At 67.2% G+C, this 16,265-nt stretch carries 11 protein-coding genes; 6 read left to right on the forward strand and 5 right to left on the reverse strand.

The window, feature by feature from the left end; translation table 11 throughout:
* Positions 1-4: 4 nt before the first annotated feature.
* Together ahcY and ACQ3DC_RS07640 are read left to right on the forward strand one after the other, a co-directional pair.
* On the forward strand, positions 5-1,492 hold the full coding sequence (ahcY, locus tag ACQ3DC_RS07635) for an adenosylhomocysteinase (RefSeq protein ID WP_323056219.1): 1,488 nt from the start codon (positions 5-7) through the stop codon (positions 1,490-1,492).
* A 64-nt stretch (positions 1,493-1,556) separates the two neighbouring features.
* On the forward strand, positions 1,557-2,795 hold the full coding sequence (locus ACQ3DC_RS07640) for a L,D-transpeptidase (protein ID WP_157238715.1): 1,239 nt from the start codon (positions 1,557-1,559) through the stop codon (positions 2,793-2,795).
* A 3-nt stretch (positions 2,796-2,798) separates the two neighbouring features.
* Here ACQ3DC_RS07640 and ACQ3DC_RS07645 read toward each other — a convergent pair whose 3' ends face one another.
* The gene (locus ACQ3DC_RS07645) at positions 2,799-3,599 is read right to left on the reverse strand and encodes an RDD family protein (RefSeq protein ID WP_321215745.1); all 801 of its coding nucleotides are present in this window, start codon (positions 3,597-3,599) and stop codon (positions 2,799-2,801) included.
* A 70-nt stretch (positions 3,600-3,669) separates the two neighbouring features.
* On the opposite strand from ACQ3DC_RS07645, the gene ACQ3DC_RS07650 reads away from it, so the two are divergent.
* Complete coding sequence (locus ACQ3DC_RS07650) at positions 3,670-4,662, forward strand: stage II sporulation protein M (RefSeq protein WP_321215746.1); 993 nt, start codon at positions 3,670-3,672, stop codon at positions 4,660-4,662.
* A gap of 124 nt (positions 4,663-4,786) precedes the next feature.
* Entirely contained in the window at positions 4,787-5,983 is a 1,197-nt protein-coding gene (locus ACQ3DC_RS07655; protein ID WP_430751944.1) for a TIGR01906 family membrane protein, read from the forward strand.
* Between the two features lie 55 nt (positions 5,984-6,038).
* On the opposite strand, the gene ACQ3DC_RS07660 is transcribed toward ACQ3DC_RS07655, so the two are convergent.
* Complete coding sequence (locus tag ACQ3DC_RS07660; RefSeq protein WP_430751945.1) at positions 6,039-7,868, reverse strand: AMP-dependent synthetase/ligase; 1,830 nt, start codon at positions 7,866-7,868, stop codon at positions 6,039-6,041.
* 67 nt (positions 7,869-7,935) lie between these two features.
* Positions 7,936-9,663 carry a dolichyl-phosphate-mannose--protein mannosyltransferase gene (locus ACQ3DC_RS07665; protein ID WP_421091949.1) on the reverse strand — a complete coding sequence of 576 codons (1,728 nt, stop codon included), beginning with the start codon at positions 9,661-9,663 and terminating at the stop codon, positions 7,936-7,938.
* Between the two features lie 46 nt (positions 9,664-9,709).
* Here ACQ3DC_RS07665 and rsmI point away from each other — a divergent pair, with 46 nt between their 5' ends.
* Entirely contained in the window at positions 9,710-10,585 is an 876-nt protein-coding gene (gene rsmI / locus ACQ3DC_RS07670; protein WP_321215750.1) for a 16S rRNA (cytidine(1402)-2'-O)-methyltransferase, read from the forward strand.
* A gap of 184 nt (positions 10,586-10,769) precedes the next feature.
* On the forward strand, positions 10,770-12,269 hold the full coding sequence (locus ACQ3DC_RS07675; protein ID WP_321215751.1) for an NAD-dependent succinate-semialdehyde dehydrogenase: 1,500 nt from the start codon (positions 10,770-10,772) through the stop codon (positions 12,267-12,269).
* A gap of 19 nt (positions 12,270-12,288) precedes the next feature.
* On the opposite strand, the gene ACQ3DC_RS07680 is transcribed toward ACQ3DC_RS07675, so the two are convergent.
* Positions 12,289-14,826: a transglutaminase TgpA family protein gene (locus ACQ3DC_RS07680; RefSeq protein ID WP_430751946.1), complete on the reverse strand. Its 2,538-nt coding sequence runs from the start codon at positions 14,824-14,826 to the stop codon at positions 12,289-12,291.
* Positions 14,823-16,262, reverse strand: a complete 1,440-nt coding sequence (locus ACQ3DC_RS07685; RefSeq protein WP_430751947.1) for a DUF58 domain-containing protein — start codon at positions 16,260-16,262, stop codon at positions 14,823-14,825. Before ACQ3DC_RS07685 ends, ACQ3DC_RS07680 begins: the two co-directional genes overlap by 4 nt.
* Positions 16,263-16,265: the final 3 nt, after the last annotated feature.

Raw genomic sequence — 16,265 nt, forward strand, 5'->3', positions numbered from 1 at the left:
ATCCATGACTTTTGATTACAAGGTTGCCGACATCTCCCTGGCGGAAGCCGGCCGCCACCAGATCCGCCTTGCCGAGCACGAAATGCCGGGGCTTATGTCGCTGCGCGAGGAGTTTGGGCCCACCCAGCCGCTCCAGGGCGCCCGGATCGCAGGGTCACTGCACATGACAGTGCAGACAGCGGTGTTGATTGAAACCCTCACGGCCCTGGGCGCGGAGGTCCGCTGGGCCTCCTGCAATATTTTCTCCACCCAGGACGAAGCCGCCGCCGCCGTGGTGGTCGGCAAGGGCACCGTGGAGGACCCCCAGGGTGTGCCGGTGTTCGCCTGGAAAGGCGAAACCCTCGAAGAGTACTGGTGGACCGCCGAGCAGATCCTTACCTGGCCGGGCGCGGAGTCCAATCCCGAACTGGGACCCAACATGATCCTGGACGACGGCGGCGACGCCACCATGCTGGTGCACAAGGGTGTGGAGTTCGAGGCAGCGGGCAACGTGCCGTCCGCTGATCCCACTGATTCGGAAGAGTACGGAATCTTCCTTGAGGTCCTCCGCCGCTCCCTGGCCGCGGATCCGAAGAAGTGGACCCGGACGGCTGCCACCATCAAGGGCGTCAGCGAGGAAACCACCACGGGCGTGCACCGCCTGTACCAGCTCGCTGAACAGGGCAAGCTGCTGTTCCCGGCCATCAACGTCAACGACTCCGTCACCAAGAGCAAGTTCGACAACAAATACGGGATCCGCCACTCGCTCCCGGACGGGATCAACCGCGCCACGGATGTGCTCATGGGCGGCAAGGTCGCCGTCGTCTGCGGCTACGGCGACGTCGGCAAGGGCGCCGCGGAAGCGCTGCGTGGCCAGGGTTCGCGGGTCATCGTTACCGAAATTGATCCCATCTGCGCGTTGCAGGCCGCGATGGACGGCTACCAGGTGGCCAAGCTGGAGTCTGTCCTCGCGCAGGGTGACATCTTCATCACCACCACGGGCAACAAGGACGTCATCATGGCGGAGCACATGGCCGGCATGAAGAACAAAGCGATCGTGGGCAACATCGGCCACTTCGACAACGAGATCGACATGGCGGGGCTCGCGAGGGTCCCCGGCATCAAGAAGGTCGAAATCAAGCCGCAGGTCCACGAATGGGTTTTCGAGGAGGACCCTGCCACAGGCGAGGCCAGCCGGTCCATCATCGTCCTTTCCGAAGGCCGGCTGCTGAACCTGGGCAACGCCACCGGGCACCCGTCCTTCGTCATGAGCAACTCGTTTGCCAACCAGACCATTGCGCAGATTGAGCTGTGGACCAAGAAGGACCAGCCCGAAGGCGAACGCGAATACGAAAACCAGGTCTACGTGCTGCCCAAGGTCCTGGACGAAAAGGTGGCCCGCCTGCACCTGGATGCCCTGGGCGTTGAGCTGACCGAGCTGAGCAAAGACCAGGCCGAGTACCTGGACATTGACGTCGCCGGCCCATACAAGCCCGAGCATTATCGTTACTAAGAAGTAAAGCGCCCGGGCGCCCACTGCGCCCGGGCCGTTACTTTCTGCGCCTAGGATCAAACATATGGAGCCCGAAGTCCAGTCCCGCCGTCCGGGACGCCTGAAGAAAATCCTCCTCGTGGTGGCCGTGTGTGTCCTCGCCGCCATCGGTGGCGTTTTCGCTGCGGTTGCGCCGGGCATCGCCCGGGGTGCCATCGAATCCGAGGCGGGATCCGCCATCAGGACTTCCCCCGGCATTGCCTCGCCGGTTATTGCTCCCGTCAAGTCCGACGCCGTCCCGGCCGGCGGCGCCAAGCAGGTAAATCCGGCGGCCCCGGTGTCGCTGAAGGTAACCAACGGCACCATCGAGCGGGTCACCCTGACCAGTACCTCAGGTGAAATCGTCGAGGGCCGCATTGACGCCGCGGGCACCGGCTGGTCTGCGGCCGGACCGCTCAAGTTCAACACCGACTACAGCTACACGTATGTCGTCAAGGACCAGGCGGGCCGCGAAACAAGCACCACGCAGTCCTTCAGCACGGTATCCAGCACGCACGAGGCGGACGCTGCCATCTACCCGCTTGATGGCATGAAAGTCGGCGTCGGGCAGCCGTTGCAGGTCATTTTCAGCGAGCCGGTGGTCAACCGCGAAGCCGTGGAAAAGGCCATCACCATCACCAGCAGCGCCGGCCAGGTGGGAGCGTTCCACTGGTACAGCGACACCATGGTCCGGTACCGGCCAGAGACCTTCTGGGCCGCCAACTCCACCATCAGCATGGATATGAAGCTCTTCGGCGTGGACCTGGGCAACGGCCAGATTGCCAATTTCAACAAGAAGGTGAACGTCTCGATCGGCGACAAGAAGGTGGCAGTTGCCGACGCCGCCGCGCACACCTTCACGCTGAGCGTCAATGACCAGGTGGTGAAGACCCTGCCGGTGAGCATGGGGGACAAGCGCTTCCCGTCGGCCCGTGGCTATGGCGTGCTGATGGAAAAGAAGCGGTTCGACCACTTCCGGGCCTCGAGCATCGGCCTGAAACCCGACGATCCGGCCTACTACGGTGACGTCGACGTGGAATACACCATCCGCCTCACCCTCAGCGGCGCCTACATCCACCAGGCCCTTGAGTCGGCCTTTCCGTTCATTGGCAACACGAACGTCTCGCATGGCTGCATCGGGTTCGCTCCCGACGGCGCTGCCTGGGTCTTCGACAACATGGGCACCGGGGATGTGGTGCAGATCGTGAACACCGAGGGCGACTACGCCGCCCACGACGACGGGTTCGGCGACTGGAACATTCCGTGGAGTGAGTACGACAACTGACGGTCAGCTGCCGAAAGGCAGCCGCTGCAGCCGCTCGCCCGTCTCGGTGTTGCGGCGGCGCGATTGGGCCAGCCGGGTCAGCTCCCGGTTGCGGCGTTCAGCCACGACGGCGGCAAGGTAGTCGTCCGGCCCGGTACCGGCGGGAGGGGGCGGAGCCACGTGGGCGGACAGTTCGGTGGCGATGGACGCGGCCATTTCAGAGCGGGACAGGGGGGCCATCCGCCCTGCCTGGCGGAGGAACTGCGTAGCCCTGCGGGCCGTAGCATCAGGGATCCGTCCGATATCGGCGGCGGCTGCCCACGCTTTCAGCCGGTGCGGAACGAAGACCGGCACCGGCTGCTCCACGGGGACGCGCGTACGGACTGCATAGGTTCCGGCCATGAGGTCACCCAGCCGGCGTGACTTGTCATTGAAGAGCGCAACGGTCAGCGCAATCCCGCCAAAAGTCAGGTAGATCTCCAGGAATCCGGTCAGGCCGCGGATGACTGCATGCCGGAAACGGATGGCGCCGCCGTCCTCCCGAACCACCCGGAGGCCGGTGGCCAGCTTCCCCAGGGACAGGCCGCGGCTGAGCGTTTCAACACCTACCGGAACAATCACCAGGCAAAAGACCACGGCCACCAGGATCAGGGCGCGCGTGGCCGCCTCGTCGAGGTCCTCACCGGCAGCGGACAGGCCAATCAGGATCGCCACCAGCAGGATGACGCTGAAGGCAACATCAAGGAGCAGGCCAAGGGCGCGGGCCGCAAAGGACGCCGGCCGCAGTTCCAGCACCACGGCCTCGCCGGTGACAATCGAACTCACAGGTTTTCCCGTTCTCGAGGCTTACGGTGTGGTCGCTCACAGTCTAGTGCCGGAGCGCTAGGCTGGTCCCGTGGATATGGACGCCTTTTCCGCTGTCAACGCGGACAAGTGGGCACGGCTGCACGAGCTTGCCTCCAAGGGCAGGCTCAGCGGCCGCGAGGCCGATGAACTGCTGGCGCTGTACCAGTCCACGTCCGCGCACTTGTCCCTGATCCGCTCGGTTGCCCCCGAAAGCGGGCTCTCCGCCTCGCTGTCCGCCACCCTCGCCCAGGCGAGGACACGGTTCACCGGCGCGCGGTCCAATCCCATGGCGGACCTGGCACGGTTCTTCGTGGTCGCACTTCCGGCTGCGTTCTATCGGCTGACCTGGCTCACGCTTGCCTGCGGCACGGCCTTCGCCCTTATCGGTGCGGCGTACGCACTCTGGATTGGCACGTCACCGGAAGCGCTGCGGGCAGTGGCGTCCGAGGCCGCGGCCCGGCAGTACGTCGAGGAAGACTTCATCAACTACTATTCCGAGAACCCGGCTGCGTCCTTTGCAGGCGCCGTGTGGACCAACAACGCCTGGATCAGCGCACAGGCTGTCGCCCTGGGGATCACCGGCTTCTGGGTTCCGATGATCCTGTTCAGCAACGCCCAGGGCGTGGGGGTCGCCGCCGGTATCTTTGCCGCTGCCGGCAAAACCGACGTCTTCTTCAGCTACATCCTGCCGCACGGCCTCATGGAACTCACTGCAGTCTTCATCGCCTGTGCCGCCGGCCTGCGGATCTTCTGGGCGATGGTTTCACCGGGACCGAGAACCAGGGGAAGGGCGGTGGCCGAGGAAGGCAGGTCCCTGATCACCGTGGCCCTTGGCCTGGTCCTGGTGTTGTTTGTCTCCGGGCTGGTGGAAGGATTTGTCACTCCCAGTGCACTGCCGGTGTGGGCCAAAATTGCCATCGGCGCCGCAGTTTTGGCTGCGTACTGGTTCTACGTGCTGAAGTGGGGCAGGCCGGCTTACCTGGCCGGAGAACGCGGGGATCTCCGGCGTGAGGACGCGGGCTACCCGGAAATCGCTGCCTGAATCGTTGTAATCCGACCGGGGTGGTTCCTCGCCCAGCCGAAGGCGCGGACGGTAGGCTCGTCAACAGATAAAGCGCGCCTGCTGACCCCGGCCCGGCGCGGACATTCGACGGAAGTGACCTGCTGTGAAAGACGAAACACCGGCCCGCGCCAAAAGCCCGGAGCCGCAGCCGGAACCCCTCCTGGATACCTCCCGGGACTCCGACGAGCCCGCCTTTTCCTGGCTGACCCCCGGGCGCGGTTCCAGTGCGGCCAGCGGCTCCAGCGCAGCGTCCGGGTCCTCGGCCGCCCCAGCTTCCGGCGCCCCGGCCCCATCCACCGCTGACGGTTCCGCCACTCCCACCGCCACCGCAGATGGTTCCCCCGCTTCCAGCGGCACGGCCGGGACGAAAGGCGCCGGCTCCGCAGGCGCTGAAGCCACATCGAGGGTTCCGGAAGGGACCGGCCGGCCTGAGACCAGGGCGGACCGGAAAGCAGCCGAAGCCGCCGCAGACCCCGACGGCGACGGCAGTTCTCCGGTCTTCCGGGAGCCCCTTGCCACGTCCGCGCTGCAGGTCCGCCCGCCGGAGGAAGAGGTGGAGCGCCGCAATGCCCAACGTGAGAGTGCCGCGAACGCCAAGCCGGTGGCGCCGCGCGTCATGCAGGTGTTGCTTGCTGTCTTCTTCCCGGTGACTTTGCTGATCCTGGCTGTCCGGGCGGTGACCAGTCCGCTGTTCCTGTGGGTGGAATACAACCGCCCCGGATTCCCCGGCGACGGGTACGGGTTCAGCACGGACGACCGGATGACCTACGGCTCCTACGCAGTGGATTACCTCAGCAACTGGTCCGGCCCGCGCTACCTGGGCGACCTGGTGCACCGCGGCGGCGACAAGTTGTTCAAGGACGGCGAAGTCAGCCACATGGCGGACGTAAAACTGGTGATCCTCTCAACCTTCGGCGCGGGTGTCCTGCTGCTCCTGTTGGGCCTCATCGCCGTCCTCTACCTCCGCAAACGAAGCACCGGGGGCGTCCGACGGGGGCTGTTCGCCGGCTCCATCGTCACCTTAGTCCTCATCCTGGGCCTGGGGACGCTGGCGTTCCTGGGCTGGCAGCAGTTCTTTACCGAGTTCCACCGGATCTTCTTCGCCGACGGCACCTGGACCTTCAGCATGGATGACACCCTGATCCGGCTGTTCCCAGGCCAGTTCTGGATTGATGCCGGGATGGTGATCGCCGCCCTGGTTCTCCTGACAGCGCTCCTGACGCTCATCCTCACCTGGCCCACCCGCCGGCGGCGCGGACTGGTGAAGGACGAACCGATTCCCGCCGCAGGCCAGGAGTAACCGGGACAGGATCGCCGTCCGGGCAGCCGGCTCCATGCAGCCCGGGCAGACGGGGTCAGGCGTACAGCTTGGCGATCTCGTCGCCGTAGTCACGCACGACGGCGGCCCGCTTCAGTTTGAGGGACGGGGTCAGGTATCCCGACTCCACTGTGAACTGGGCATCGAGGAGCGAGAAGCTCCGGACGGACTCGGCTTTGGACACCAGCAGGTTCGCCTGGTCCACCGCATCCTGGACTGCCGCGAGGACGTCCGGGTCCTTGATCGCGTCGCTGGCCGAGAGGGCGGGCAGGCCCTGCTCCGAACGCCAGTTGTCCACGCCCTCGGGGTCGAGGGTGACCAGCGCCGAGACGAAGGGTTTCCCATCGCCCACCACAACCGCATGCGCCACCAGCGGATGGGAACGGATCTTTTCCTCGAGAGGGCCCGGTGCCACATTCTTGCCGCCCGCAGTGACCAGCAGGTCCTTCTTACGGCCCGTCACGGTGAGGAACCCCTGCGGATCCAGTTCCCCGAGGTCGCCGGTCCGGAAAAAACCGTCCACAAAAGCCTCGGCATTCGCGGCCTGGTTGGCGTGGTAGCCCTTGAAGACGCCAATTCCCTTCACCAGGATTTCACCGTCTTCCGCCACCCGGATGGTGGTGCCGGGGATGGGTATCCCCACTGAGCCCACCCGGGTACGCGACGGGGTGTTGGCGGTGCACGGCGCCGTGGTTTCGGTTAACCCGTAGCCTTCCAGTACCGGGATGCCGGCGCCCCGGAAGAAGTGGGCGTCCTCCAGGGCCAGCGGACTGGCCCCGGATACGGTGTACCCGACCTGTCCGCCCAGGGCCTGCCGAAGGCGGGGATACAGCAGCCGGTCAAAGATTCCATGGCGCACCCGGCACAGCAGCCCGGGGCCGCTGCCCTTCCCGCGGTTCCGCTTATCCTCTTCCTGCGAGAACTCAATGGCCGTGGCCGATGCAGCCCGGAAGAGCCAGGCCTTGCCCGAGAGGGCAGCCTTGTGGGCGGCGGTGGCCCTGACTTTTTCGAAGATCCGCGGCACCACCAGCAGGAAAGTGGGCCGGAACGTGCCCAGGTCCTCAAGGAGCCTGGCGGCTCCCGGGGTATGGCCCAGAGTGGCCCCGGCGGCGAGGCACACCACTTGGACGGCACGGGCAAGGACGTGGGCCAGGGGCAGGAACATCAGGGTGCGGGCCTGGTCCTGCAGCAGCAGCTCCGGAAGGAACGCCACGATGTTCTTCGCCACCAGGGCGAAGTTTCCGTGCGTGATCTCGCAGCCCTTGGGATTTCCCGTGGTGCCCGACGTGTATACCAGGGAGGCGACGTCCTCCAGGCCGGCCCGGCTGCGGTGCCGCTCAAGCTCCGCGTCGGTAACCCCCGCGCCGGCAGCGGCGAGGCTGGCAAGGTCCGGTGCTTCGCCGTCGTAATCCATCCGCACTACGTTGACCAGCCGGTCCCGGAGCAGGAAGGAGCCCTCGAGCACAGTGGTGACCAGGTCCACCGTGGCCCGGTCGCCGGCAAAGACGCGGCGCACGCCGGCGTCCTGGATGATCCACTCCACCTGGCGTGCGGAGGACGTCTCGTAGATGGGGACCGTCACACCGCCGGCAAACCAGATCGCGAAATCGACCAGGGTCCATTCGTAGGAGGTGGGGGACATCACGGCCACGGCGTCGCCCGGCTCAAGGCCGCCGGCGATGAGGCCCTTGGCCAACGCGCTGACATCCTGCAGGAACTTGTGGGCTGTGACGTCAACCCAGCCGTTGGGACCCTTCCTGCGGTACAGGGCGTGCGCAGGGTTGGCCGCATGCTGCTCCAGCAGCAGGTCAGTCACATTGCTGGCGGCGTCAAGCTCAACCAGCAGTTCGGTGCTCGCTTCTCTCACATCAGGTCTCCGTTTCCGCTGCCACGCCGCGGCAGCGGCTCCGTTGGGGGTCTGATGCCATCCTGCCCTAGATCCAGGACGGCATCCACATCCGGACTTTCCAGTCCTCGTAGGGAATGGTTTCGGCGGCCCAGACGGGATAGAAGAAAGCCGACAGGAGGACGGCGGCCGCCACAAAAAGGGCAACCAGGTAGAGCCCCGAGCGGCGGCGCCAGGGCGGGTCGGCGGCCTTGCCCAGGACGAGCCCCAGGCAGTATGTCAGGGCCAGGATGAGGAACGGTTCAAAGGAGACCGCGTAGAAGTAGAACATGGTCCGTTCGGGGTACAGGAACCATGGCAGGTATCCTGCGGCCACGCCGGCCAGCACCGCTCCGGCGCGCCAGTCCCGGCGCCCGGCCCACCAGAACAGGAGGACCACCAGGGCTATCGCCGCACCCCACCAGATCAGCGGGTTTCCCACGGACAGGATCGCGGAGGTGCATTTTTCCACTGCACAGCCGGGTGTGCCCTGTTGGGGCGATTCGTAAAAGAACGACGTCGGCCTGCCGAGTACCAGCCAGCTCCAGGCAGATGCCTCGTACGGGTGCTCCGAGCCCAGGCCCTGGTGGAACGTGTAGGCCTCCTGGTGGTAATGGGCCAGCGAGCGGACAGAGTCTGGCAGCCAGCCCCACTCGGCGGAGGGGTTGCCCTCGGCCCACCGGCGGAAGTACGCATGTTCGGACCGGAACCAGCCTGTCCACGTGGCCGCGTAGACGACACCGGCCACCGGAACGGTACTGAGGAAAGCCGGGATGCCGTCCTTGATGACGCCTCCGCTGATCCAGCCGCGGATGCCTGCCACGCGCCGGGCGCTCAGGTCCCACAGGACGGTGAGCAGTCCAAACCCGGCCAGGAAAAACAGGCCGGACCATTTGGTCCCGATTGCGAGCCCCAGGCAGATTCCTGCCGTTACCCGCCACCAGCGGACGCCCAGCCAGGGTCCGGAGAGCAGGTGGGCCGCCGTGGGGATGCCGCCGTTTCCTGCGGCAGCACGGGCCAGCCGAACCGCGAGCCGGCGCCGGCCGTCATCCCGGTCAAGCAGCAGGGCGCCAAACGCGGCGAGAACCCAGAACATAAGGAAGATATCCAGCAGCGAGGTCCGGGACATCACCAGGTGGTGGCCGTCCACGGCCAGGAGGAGTCCCGCGGCTCCGGCCAGCGGAAGGGACCGGAACAGCTTCAGGGCGATCAGCGACAGCAGCAGGATGGACAGGGTGCCGGTCAGTGCGGCGGAGAAGCGCCACCCAAACGGGTTGTCAGGGCCGAAAAGCCACATGCCCGCCGCAATCATCCACTTGCCCACGGGCGGATGGACCACGTACTCGGGGGACTCCAGCAGCACTCCGGGGTTTCCGGAGTTGAACGCGTCATTGGCCTTGTCCGGCCAGCTGCGTTCGTAGCCGCTGATCAGGTAGGAGTACGCGTCCTTCACGTAATACGTTTCGTCAAAGACCAGCTTGGGCGGGGCCTCGAGCCGGACAAGCCGCAGGATCCCGCCGACGAGGGCAGCCAGGACGGGAACCAGCAGGAGCCAGAGCCGCAGCGACGGCGGGTAGTCGCGCCATGTTTGGACGCTGCCGAGGAGCCTGGCTGTGAGGGATTCCACCGTGAACGCCTCGGCGGGGCGGCTGACCCACGGCCGTTTCGCGGTACTCCCCGGACCGCCCGGGGTCCCCCCTGTTTCGCTGCCTGCTGCTGCGGGGGCGGCGTGTCCGGTTCCGCCCGGCCGCGTCGAGGTCTGCGTCACGAGCCCCATGCTACCGTTTGCGGCCGGCAGTCCTCCGCGGCAGTAGGCTGGTGGCGTGGACCCTAACCCCAGCACCCCTCCAGATTCCGGCCCGGCAACTCCAGGGCGCATCGTGCTTGCCGCCACTCCAATCGGCAACACCGGGGACGCTTCCGCAAGGCTGGTGGAGCTGCTGGGAACCGCTGACATCGTGGCCGCCGAGGACACGCGCCGGCTGCACCGCCTGGTCCAGAGCCTCGGCGTGACCGTGGCCGGACGGATCATCAGCTACCACGAACACAATGAGGCCGCGAAGACCGCCGAGTTGCTGGACCAGGTGCGGGCGGGGAACACCCTGGTCATGGTCACCGACGCCGGCATGCCCTCGGTGTCGGACCCCGGGTTCCGGCTGGTGCAAGGTGCCGTGGCGGCGGGCCTGACGGTCACCGCCGTGCCCGGGCCATCGGCAGTGCTCACCGCCCTGGCGTTGTCCGGCCTGCCCACGGACCGGTTCTGCTTTGAAGGCTTCCTTCCACGGAAGGCAGGGGAGAGGGCCTCGCGGCTCGCGGACCTGGCAGGCGAGCAGCGGACCATGGTGTTCTTCGAAGCGCCGCACCGGTTGGAGGCCATGCTCCGGGCACTGCGCGAACGGTTCGGGCCGGACCGTCCCGGTGCGGTGTGCCGCGAACTGACCAAAACGTATGAAGAAGTAATCCGTGGCACCCTCGGTGAACTTCTGGCATGGGCGGAAAGCACGGAGATCAGGGGAGAGATCGCCGTTGTCCTGGGCGGCGCGCCGGACCAGGCGGCAGGGACGCCGGAGGACCACGTGGCGGCAGTTAACGAACTCGTGGCCCAGGGCATCCGGCTCAAGGAAGCCGTTGCAGCCGTCGCGGAGGACGTCCGGGTGAGCAAAAGGGAGCTCTATTCAGCCGTTTTGGCGGCCCGCTGAGAATCCCTGGCCGTACCCGCACCGGCTGTGCAGCTGCACAGCACCAGCGCGGACCGGCAGTGCGCAACGGCGTAGACCAGCGTGAAGCCGCCGCAGTAGTCTGGCAGTAATCCAGCCTGTATGGGCCCGGTCACTCCGGCCGCTGCCGACGGGCTGCACCAACCCTACTGACGAGGGAGTCATCGTGACTGTCACTGCACAGCCGGCCGTTTCCGCAGACCGCGAAAGCGCCCTTCTGGCCACTATCCCCACTGGCCTGCTCATCAACGGCGAATGGCGCGATGCCATCTCCGGGAAGACCTTCGACGTCGAAGATCCCGCCACCGGGAAGGTGCTGCTGAGCCTTGCCGACGCCGGGCCCGAGGACGGTGCCGCAGCCCTGGACGCGGCCGCCGCCGCGCAGGAGTCCTGGGCGAAGGTTCCTCCCCGCGAGCGGGGCGAAATCCTCCGCCGTGCCTTTGAACTGGTGACCGAGCGCGCCGAGGACTTCGCGTTGCTGATGACAATGGAAATGGGCAAGCCGCTGGCCGAAGCCCGCGGCGAGGTCACCTACGGCGCAGAGTTCCTGCGCTGGTTCTCGGAGGAAGCCGTCCGGGCCTTCGGCCGCTACTCCGTGTCTCCGGACGGCAAGTCGCGCCTGCTCGTGACCAAGAAGCCGGTGGGCCCCTGTTTGCTCATCACGCCCTGGAACTTCCCGCTGGCCATGGCCACCCGCAAGATCGCCCCCGCTGTCGCCGCCGGCTGCACCATGGTCCTGAAGTCGGCGAACCTTACCCCGCTGACCTCCCAGCTCTTTGCCGCCGTCATGATGGAAGCCGGCCTGCCGGCGGGCGTGCTGAATGTCATCCCCACCTCGACGGCAGGTGCCACCACCGGCCCGCTGATCAAGGACTCCCGGCTGCGGAAGCTCTCGTTTACCGGCTCCACGGAAGTGGGCCGCCGCCTGCTCGCCGATGCGTCCGGAACAGTCCTGCGCACCTCCATGGAGCTGGGCGGCAACGCCCCGTTCGTGGTGTTCGAGGACGCTGACCTGGATGCCGCCGTCGCAGGGGCGATGCTCGCCAAGCTCCGCAACATGGGGGAGGCCTGCACGGCAGCGAACCGCTTCATCGTGCACGAGTCCATCGCTGCCGAGTTCGCGGAGAAGTTCGCCGCGAAAATGAAGGACATGACCACCGCACGCGGCACCGAGCCTGAGTCCAAAGTGGGCCCGCTTATTGATGCCAAGAGCCGGGACAAGGTCCATGAACTGGTCTCCGACGCTGTTGCCTCCGGCGCGAAAGCCATCGTGGGCGGCGGACCGGTGGAGGGTCCGGGCTACTTCTACCAGCCCACGATCCTGTCCGGGGTCACGGAGGGCACCCGGATCCTGTCCGAGGAAATCTTCGGCCCCGTGGCCCCGATCATCACCTTCAGCAGCGAGGACGACGCCGTCCGCCTGGCCAACAACACCGAATACGGGCTGGTGGCCTACGTCTTCACCAAGGACCTGAACCGCGGCATCCGGATGGGCGAGCGCCTCGAGACCGGCATGCTTGGCCTGAACGCCGGCGTCATTTCAAACGCGGCTGCCCCGTTCGGCGGAGTCAAGCAGTCCGGCCTGGGACGTGAGGGCGGCCTCGAAGGCATCGAGGAGTACCTCTACACGCAGTACATCGGCATCGCCGATCCCTACGCCGGATAAGTCGACGGGCTGGTAGCGGTCAGCCCCCGCTTCGCCGGTGGACGCCGTCGCGCGGTCCGGGCCTGGAAGGAACAGGCCAGGAGCGTGCGGCGGCTTTTGCCGTCCTGGCCAGGACTCGGCCAATGGCGCGGCCAGTGGAGCGGAACGGGGCGGCGAGGAAGCGCCCCATGCCGCCCATGACCGACGGCGGCACCCAGGCGGCCTGCAGCCGCCGCCTGAGCGGAGCATTGGCGCGCAGTGTTTCTTCCACGGCCCCGACTTCGGCTGCCATGGCCGTTGCCCTGTCCCGGGCGGACCGGGACTTTGCGTCATCGGTATCCTGTTCCGGTATGGTGCGGGGCGGGCGGCCGTAGCTGTGGCGTTCGAACTCTTCCGTGAGGGCAGCGGCTGCCTGGTGCGCGGGCCGGTCCACGCCTTCCGGGTCCCCCAGCAGGGTGCCACGGAGCCGCGCCGAATAGGCCCGGGGTGTCTCGCTGGCGCCTGGGGGCAGTCCGTAGTCGGTGCCGAGATCCAGCAGTTCGCGCCATCCCATGGGCACGGCCTTGCCGGGGTCCTGCGGCCGGAGCCGCCGTGCCCGGATTCCCGCCCGAACCATCCTGGGGGCGGCCGCAAGGAGCGCCACCGCCAGGACGCCGCCGGCGCCCAGGAGCCACGGCAGGAGCTGGACGCCGGCGTCAGCGCCTCCGCCGCCACCGCCGGGGGCGGGCAGGGGAGTGGTGCTGGGTGCAGGAACGGGAGCGGGCGTGGCGCCGGGAACCAGGTCCTGGTTGTTGTCCAGTGCGTCGGGGGAGGCAGATACCGATGATTCCGTGGCGTATTCGGGGACCACACCGCGGGACGGAGTGGGCTCGAAGGGCACCCAGCCGAGGCCCTGGAAGTAAAGTTCCGGCCACGCGTGGGCATCACGCGCATCCACCTCATATTCGGGCAGCGCTCCCTGACCGGCCACGGAAACGGTGGCACCCGTGAGCCTGCCGGGGGCGTAGCCTACGGCGATCCGGCTGGGGATACCTTCCAGCCTCGCCATGACGGCCATGGCGGACGCGTAATGGATGCAGTATCCGCTCTTCTGCTCGAGGAAGTCAGCCAGCACCGAGAGCCCGTTGCCGTCGTAGCCGCCCTGCACCGGAGACTGCAGTGAGTAGGTGAACGCGGCCGAACGCAGGTACTTCTGGATCGCCATCGCCTTCTGGTACGGCGTGCCTGTCCCGGCGACGGTATCGGCGGTGGCGCGCACAATGTCGGGAACGTTGCCGGGGATCCGGGTGAAGTCCTCGGGGATGCCCTGGACTGCTGCGGAGGATTGATCCAGGAGCGCTGCCGTCAGTTTGGGCACGGAGGACGTCACCAGGTACTCCTGCCTTCGTGATGTTGTGGTGCCGGATCCCTTGATGCTCAAGGTCGCCGGGTCCCAGGTCCACCGGCCGCTGAGCCCGCGGACCGTTTCGGGGGCATACGGTGCGGGAAGGTAGGGGCTGTTGAAACTGCCGGCGTCGATGGCCGTGACCAGCCGGAGCTGTTCGTCGGCAAGCACCGTATAGCCAGGGTCGATCCTGCCGCCCATCGGCAGGCGGGAAGCGTCACGGTCGTCGGGGCCCCAGGATTCGCCGTCGAAATTGTCCACGGTGACCGAGCGCAGGTACAGCGGGGCGGCGGCATTGGTGGCGTAGGTGATCCGCCCGCTTCCGTCGGGAGTGCGCAGGCTGTTGCCCAGGGTGATCATGGGGTTCAGTCCTGTTGACGTGCCCCACGGATTGAGGCGGGATCCTTGCGGGAAGGTGCCCTGGTCGAAGCCGGGAATGGCCAGGGGCGCCACCAGGGTTGCGGCGAGTGCAACGGACCCCGTGAGAACGGCACGCCGCAGGTGGCCCGGACTCCGGGCGGCATCGGTCTGAAGCCGGGCATCGGGGGCGTAATACTGGCTGCAGGCAAGGATCATCAGGTATCCGGCAACTGTTGCGGCGAATCCCCAGAAGCCTACGCTCTGCGGCTTGATCATCGCGGGCACCACCAGGATGGCCAGCAGCCCCACCCCGGTAGCGGCCGGCATGCCGAGCGGCAGCGCAAGTGCATCCACCAGGATCACCGCCAGGCCCAGGACAGCGCAGGCAACCATGACGATGCCTACATTGGGCGCCACGGGCGCGGTCTCGGAGAGAACAGTCTCGCTGGCGCGCCGGACCAGGCGGTCCAGTTCGGCAAAGCTGCCTCCGGTGGGGACAAGCCCGGCAAAGCTTGAGCTGCGGAAAAAAGTCAGCGTCAGGATGGCACCCAGGGAAAGGAACCCGCCGGCCGTCACGAGCAGAGGCTGCGCGCGCAGGGACCGGAGGGCGGCCAGGGTGAAACTGACCACCAGGATGGTGGTCAGCACCGGCCAGTACCAGCCCCAGCCCCGGAGCACGCCGTTCAGCGAAAGGGCGGCACCGCACACGGCCACGGCGATCGCTCCGGCCATGGCCCAGGGGTAGGCGCCCACCGGGGGCCGGGCGGCGGGGTTTCCACCAGGCGTCCCGGACGGCAGGTCTGTTCCGTGCCTGCGGGCTGGTGCCATGGTCACCGGGACACCCCCGTTCCGCGGCGGACGTCGGCGGTCGGGGCGGGTATGGCAAGGTCCTGGTCGAACTGGCTCCAGGCCGCCGCTACGGGAACCGAGGGGGCAACGGCCACTGCCCGCCAGCCTCCCTGGCGGAGCACCTCCAGGACATCCGCGTACTCTGCGGGCCTTTCGGCAGCGATGATGGCAAAGGCATTGGTGGCGTAGCCTGCCGCCGGGGCAAGCGCAAGGGCCTCCATGCGGCTAATGGTTCCGAGCACCGCGATCACCGGACCCCGCATGCGGTGTGCGGACAGCTTGTCCATGAGGAGGTCGTCGAAAGCCTCCGGCCCCGGGTCATGGGACGTGCGGTCACGAGTGGCCGCCCGGGCCGCCCACTCGTGAAGGACATTGTCGCGGCGGGCGTGGTGGGATCCGGTCAGCTGGATGGCCGCAAGGCTTTCTCCGATGGACTGGAGCCCGGCACCGCCGCTGTACTCCTCAACATCAGGTTCGGGAGCGGACGGCGAGTGCAGGAAGGCAGGCCCGCCGCCGGTGTCCAGCAGGCGCAGGGCGTAGTTTCGCTCCGCCAGGTGCGCGCTGATCGACATGACCGCCACAACGCTCCACTCGAAGGCCGCGCTGCTGGCCATGGAGGGCCCGTCCTGGCCAGCCTGCCCGGCCGGACCTGCGGAGCCCCCGGAAAACGCGCTGTACCGGTGGTCCATGACGATTGTTGCCTCGGGGGTGGTGACCGACTCCTCCTGACGCACCATGAGGTCGCCGTGGCGTGCAGTGGCGGCCCAATGCACCCGCCGCATGGGATCCCCGTGCCGGTACTCGCGGGTCATGACGTCGTCGTCGCTGGGATTGGCCCGGATCCTTGTGGCCGTGATGCCGTCGTTGCCCCGGGCGCCGGCCAGCCCGGTCAGGGGAAGCACGACGGCGGCAGGCGTCACGGTGAGGATGTCGCCGTCGTCAATCGCCTGGCGGTGCAGCGAAAGGCCGAACGGGTCCGTGAACTCAGCCGTCACCGGGCCAATGAGGAACTGCCCGCGCCGGGCTGAGCGCAGGTGGTACTCGTACCGGCTGGTGCCCACTGTGGCGGAACGGGAAGGGAAACGGAACGCCGGCGACTCGCCCAGGCGGGCAGGCAACCGCTCCTCCATGGTGGCCCGGCCGCTGCCGGTTCCCGTCCTGGCCACCGCGAGCCGGACGGTCGTGGGCGCGGAGGTTTCCACGGGGGAGGGGTTGAACTCCCGGTACACCTGGAACCTGGGTTTCACCAGCCGGATCCCGGCAAGGGAAACCAAAGGAAGGACTATGAGCAGCACGCTCAACGTCAACAAGTCCCTGCGGCCCATGATGTACGCTGCTCCGAGGGCGATGCCGCCGGCGGTGATCATGCCCCAGCCGCGGGTGGTGAAGAGGTGCCGGGGCACTTTGTCCAGCAGTGCCATGGG

The organism is Paenarthrobacter sp. NEAU-H11 (assembly GCF_050573415.1).
GTDB lineage: Bacteria > Actinomycetota > Actinomycetes > Actinomycetales > Micrococcaceae > Arthrobacter.

Excerpts from the sequence above, each read along its gene's own strand:
- ahcY (WP_323056219.1), top strand. The coding sequence starts at position 5 with ATGACTTTTGATTACAAGGTTGCCGACATCTCCCTGGCGGAAGCCGGC.
- ACQ3DC_RS07640 (WP_157238715.1), top strand. The coding sequence starts at position 1,557 with ATGGAGCCCGAAGTCCAGTCCCGCCGTCCGGGACGCCTGAAGAAAATC.
- ACQ3DC_RS07665 (WP_421091949.1), bottom strand. The coding sequence starts at position 9,663 with ATGGGGCTCGTGACGCAGACCTCGACGCGGCCGGGCGGAACCGGACAC.
- ACQ3DC_RS07685 (WP_430751947.1), bottom strand. The coding sequence starts at position 16,262 with ATGGCACTGCTGGACAAAGTGCCCCGGCACCTCTTCACCACCCGCGGC.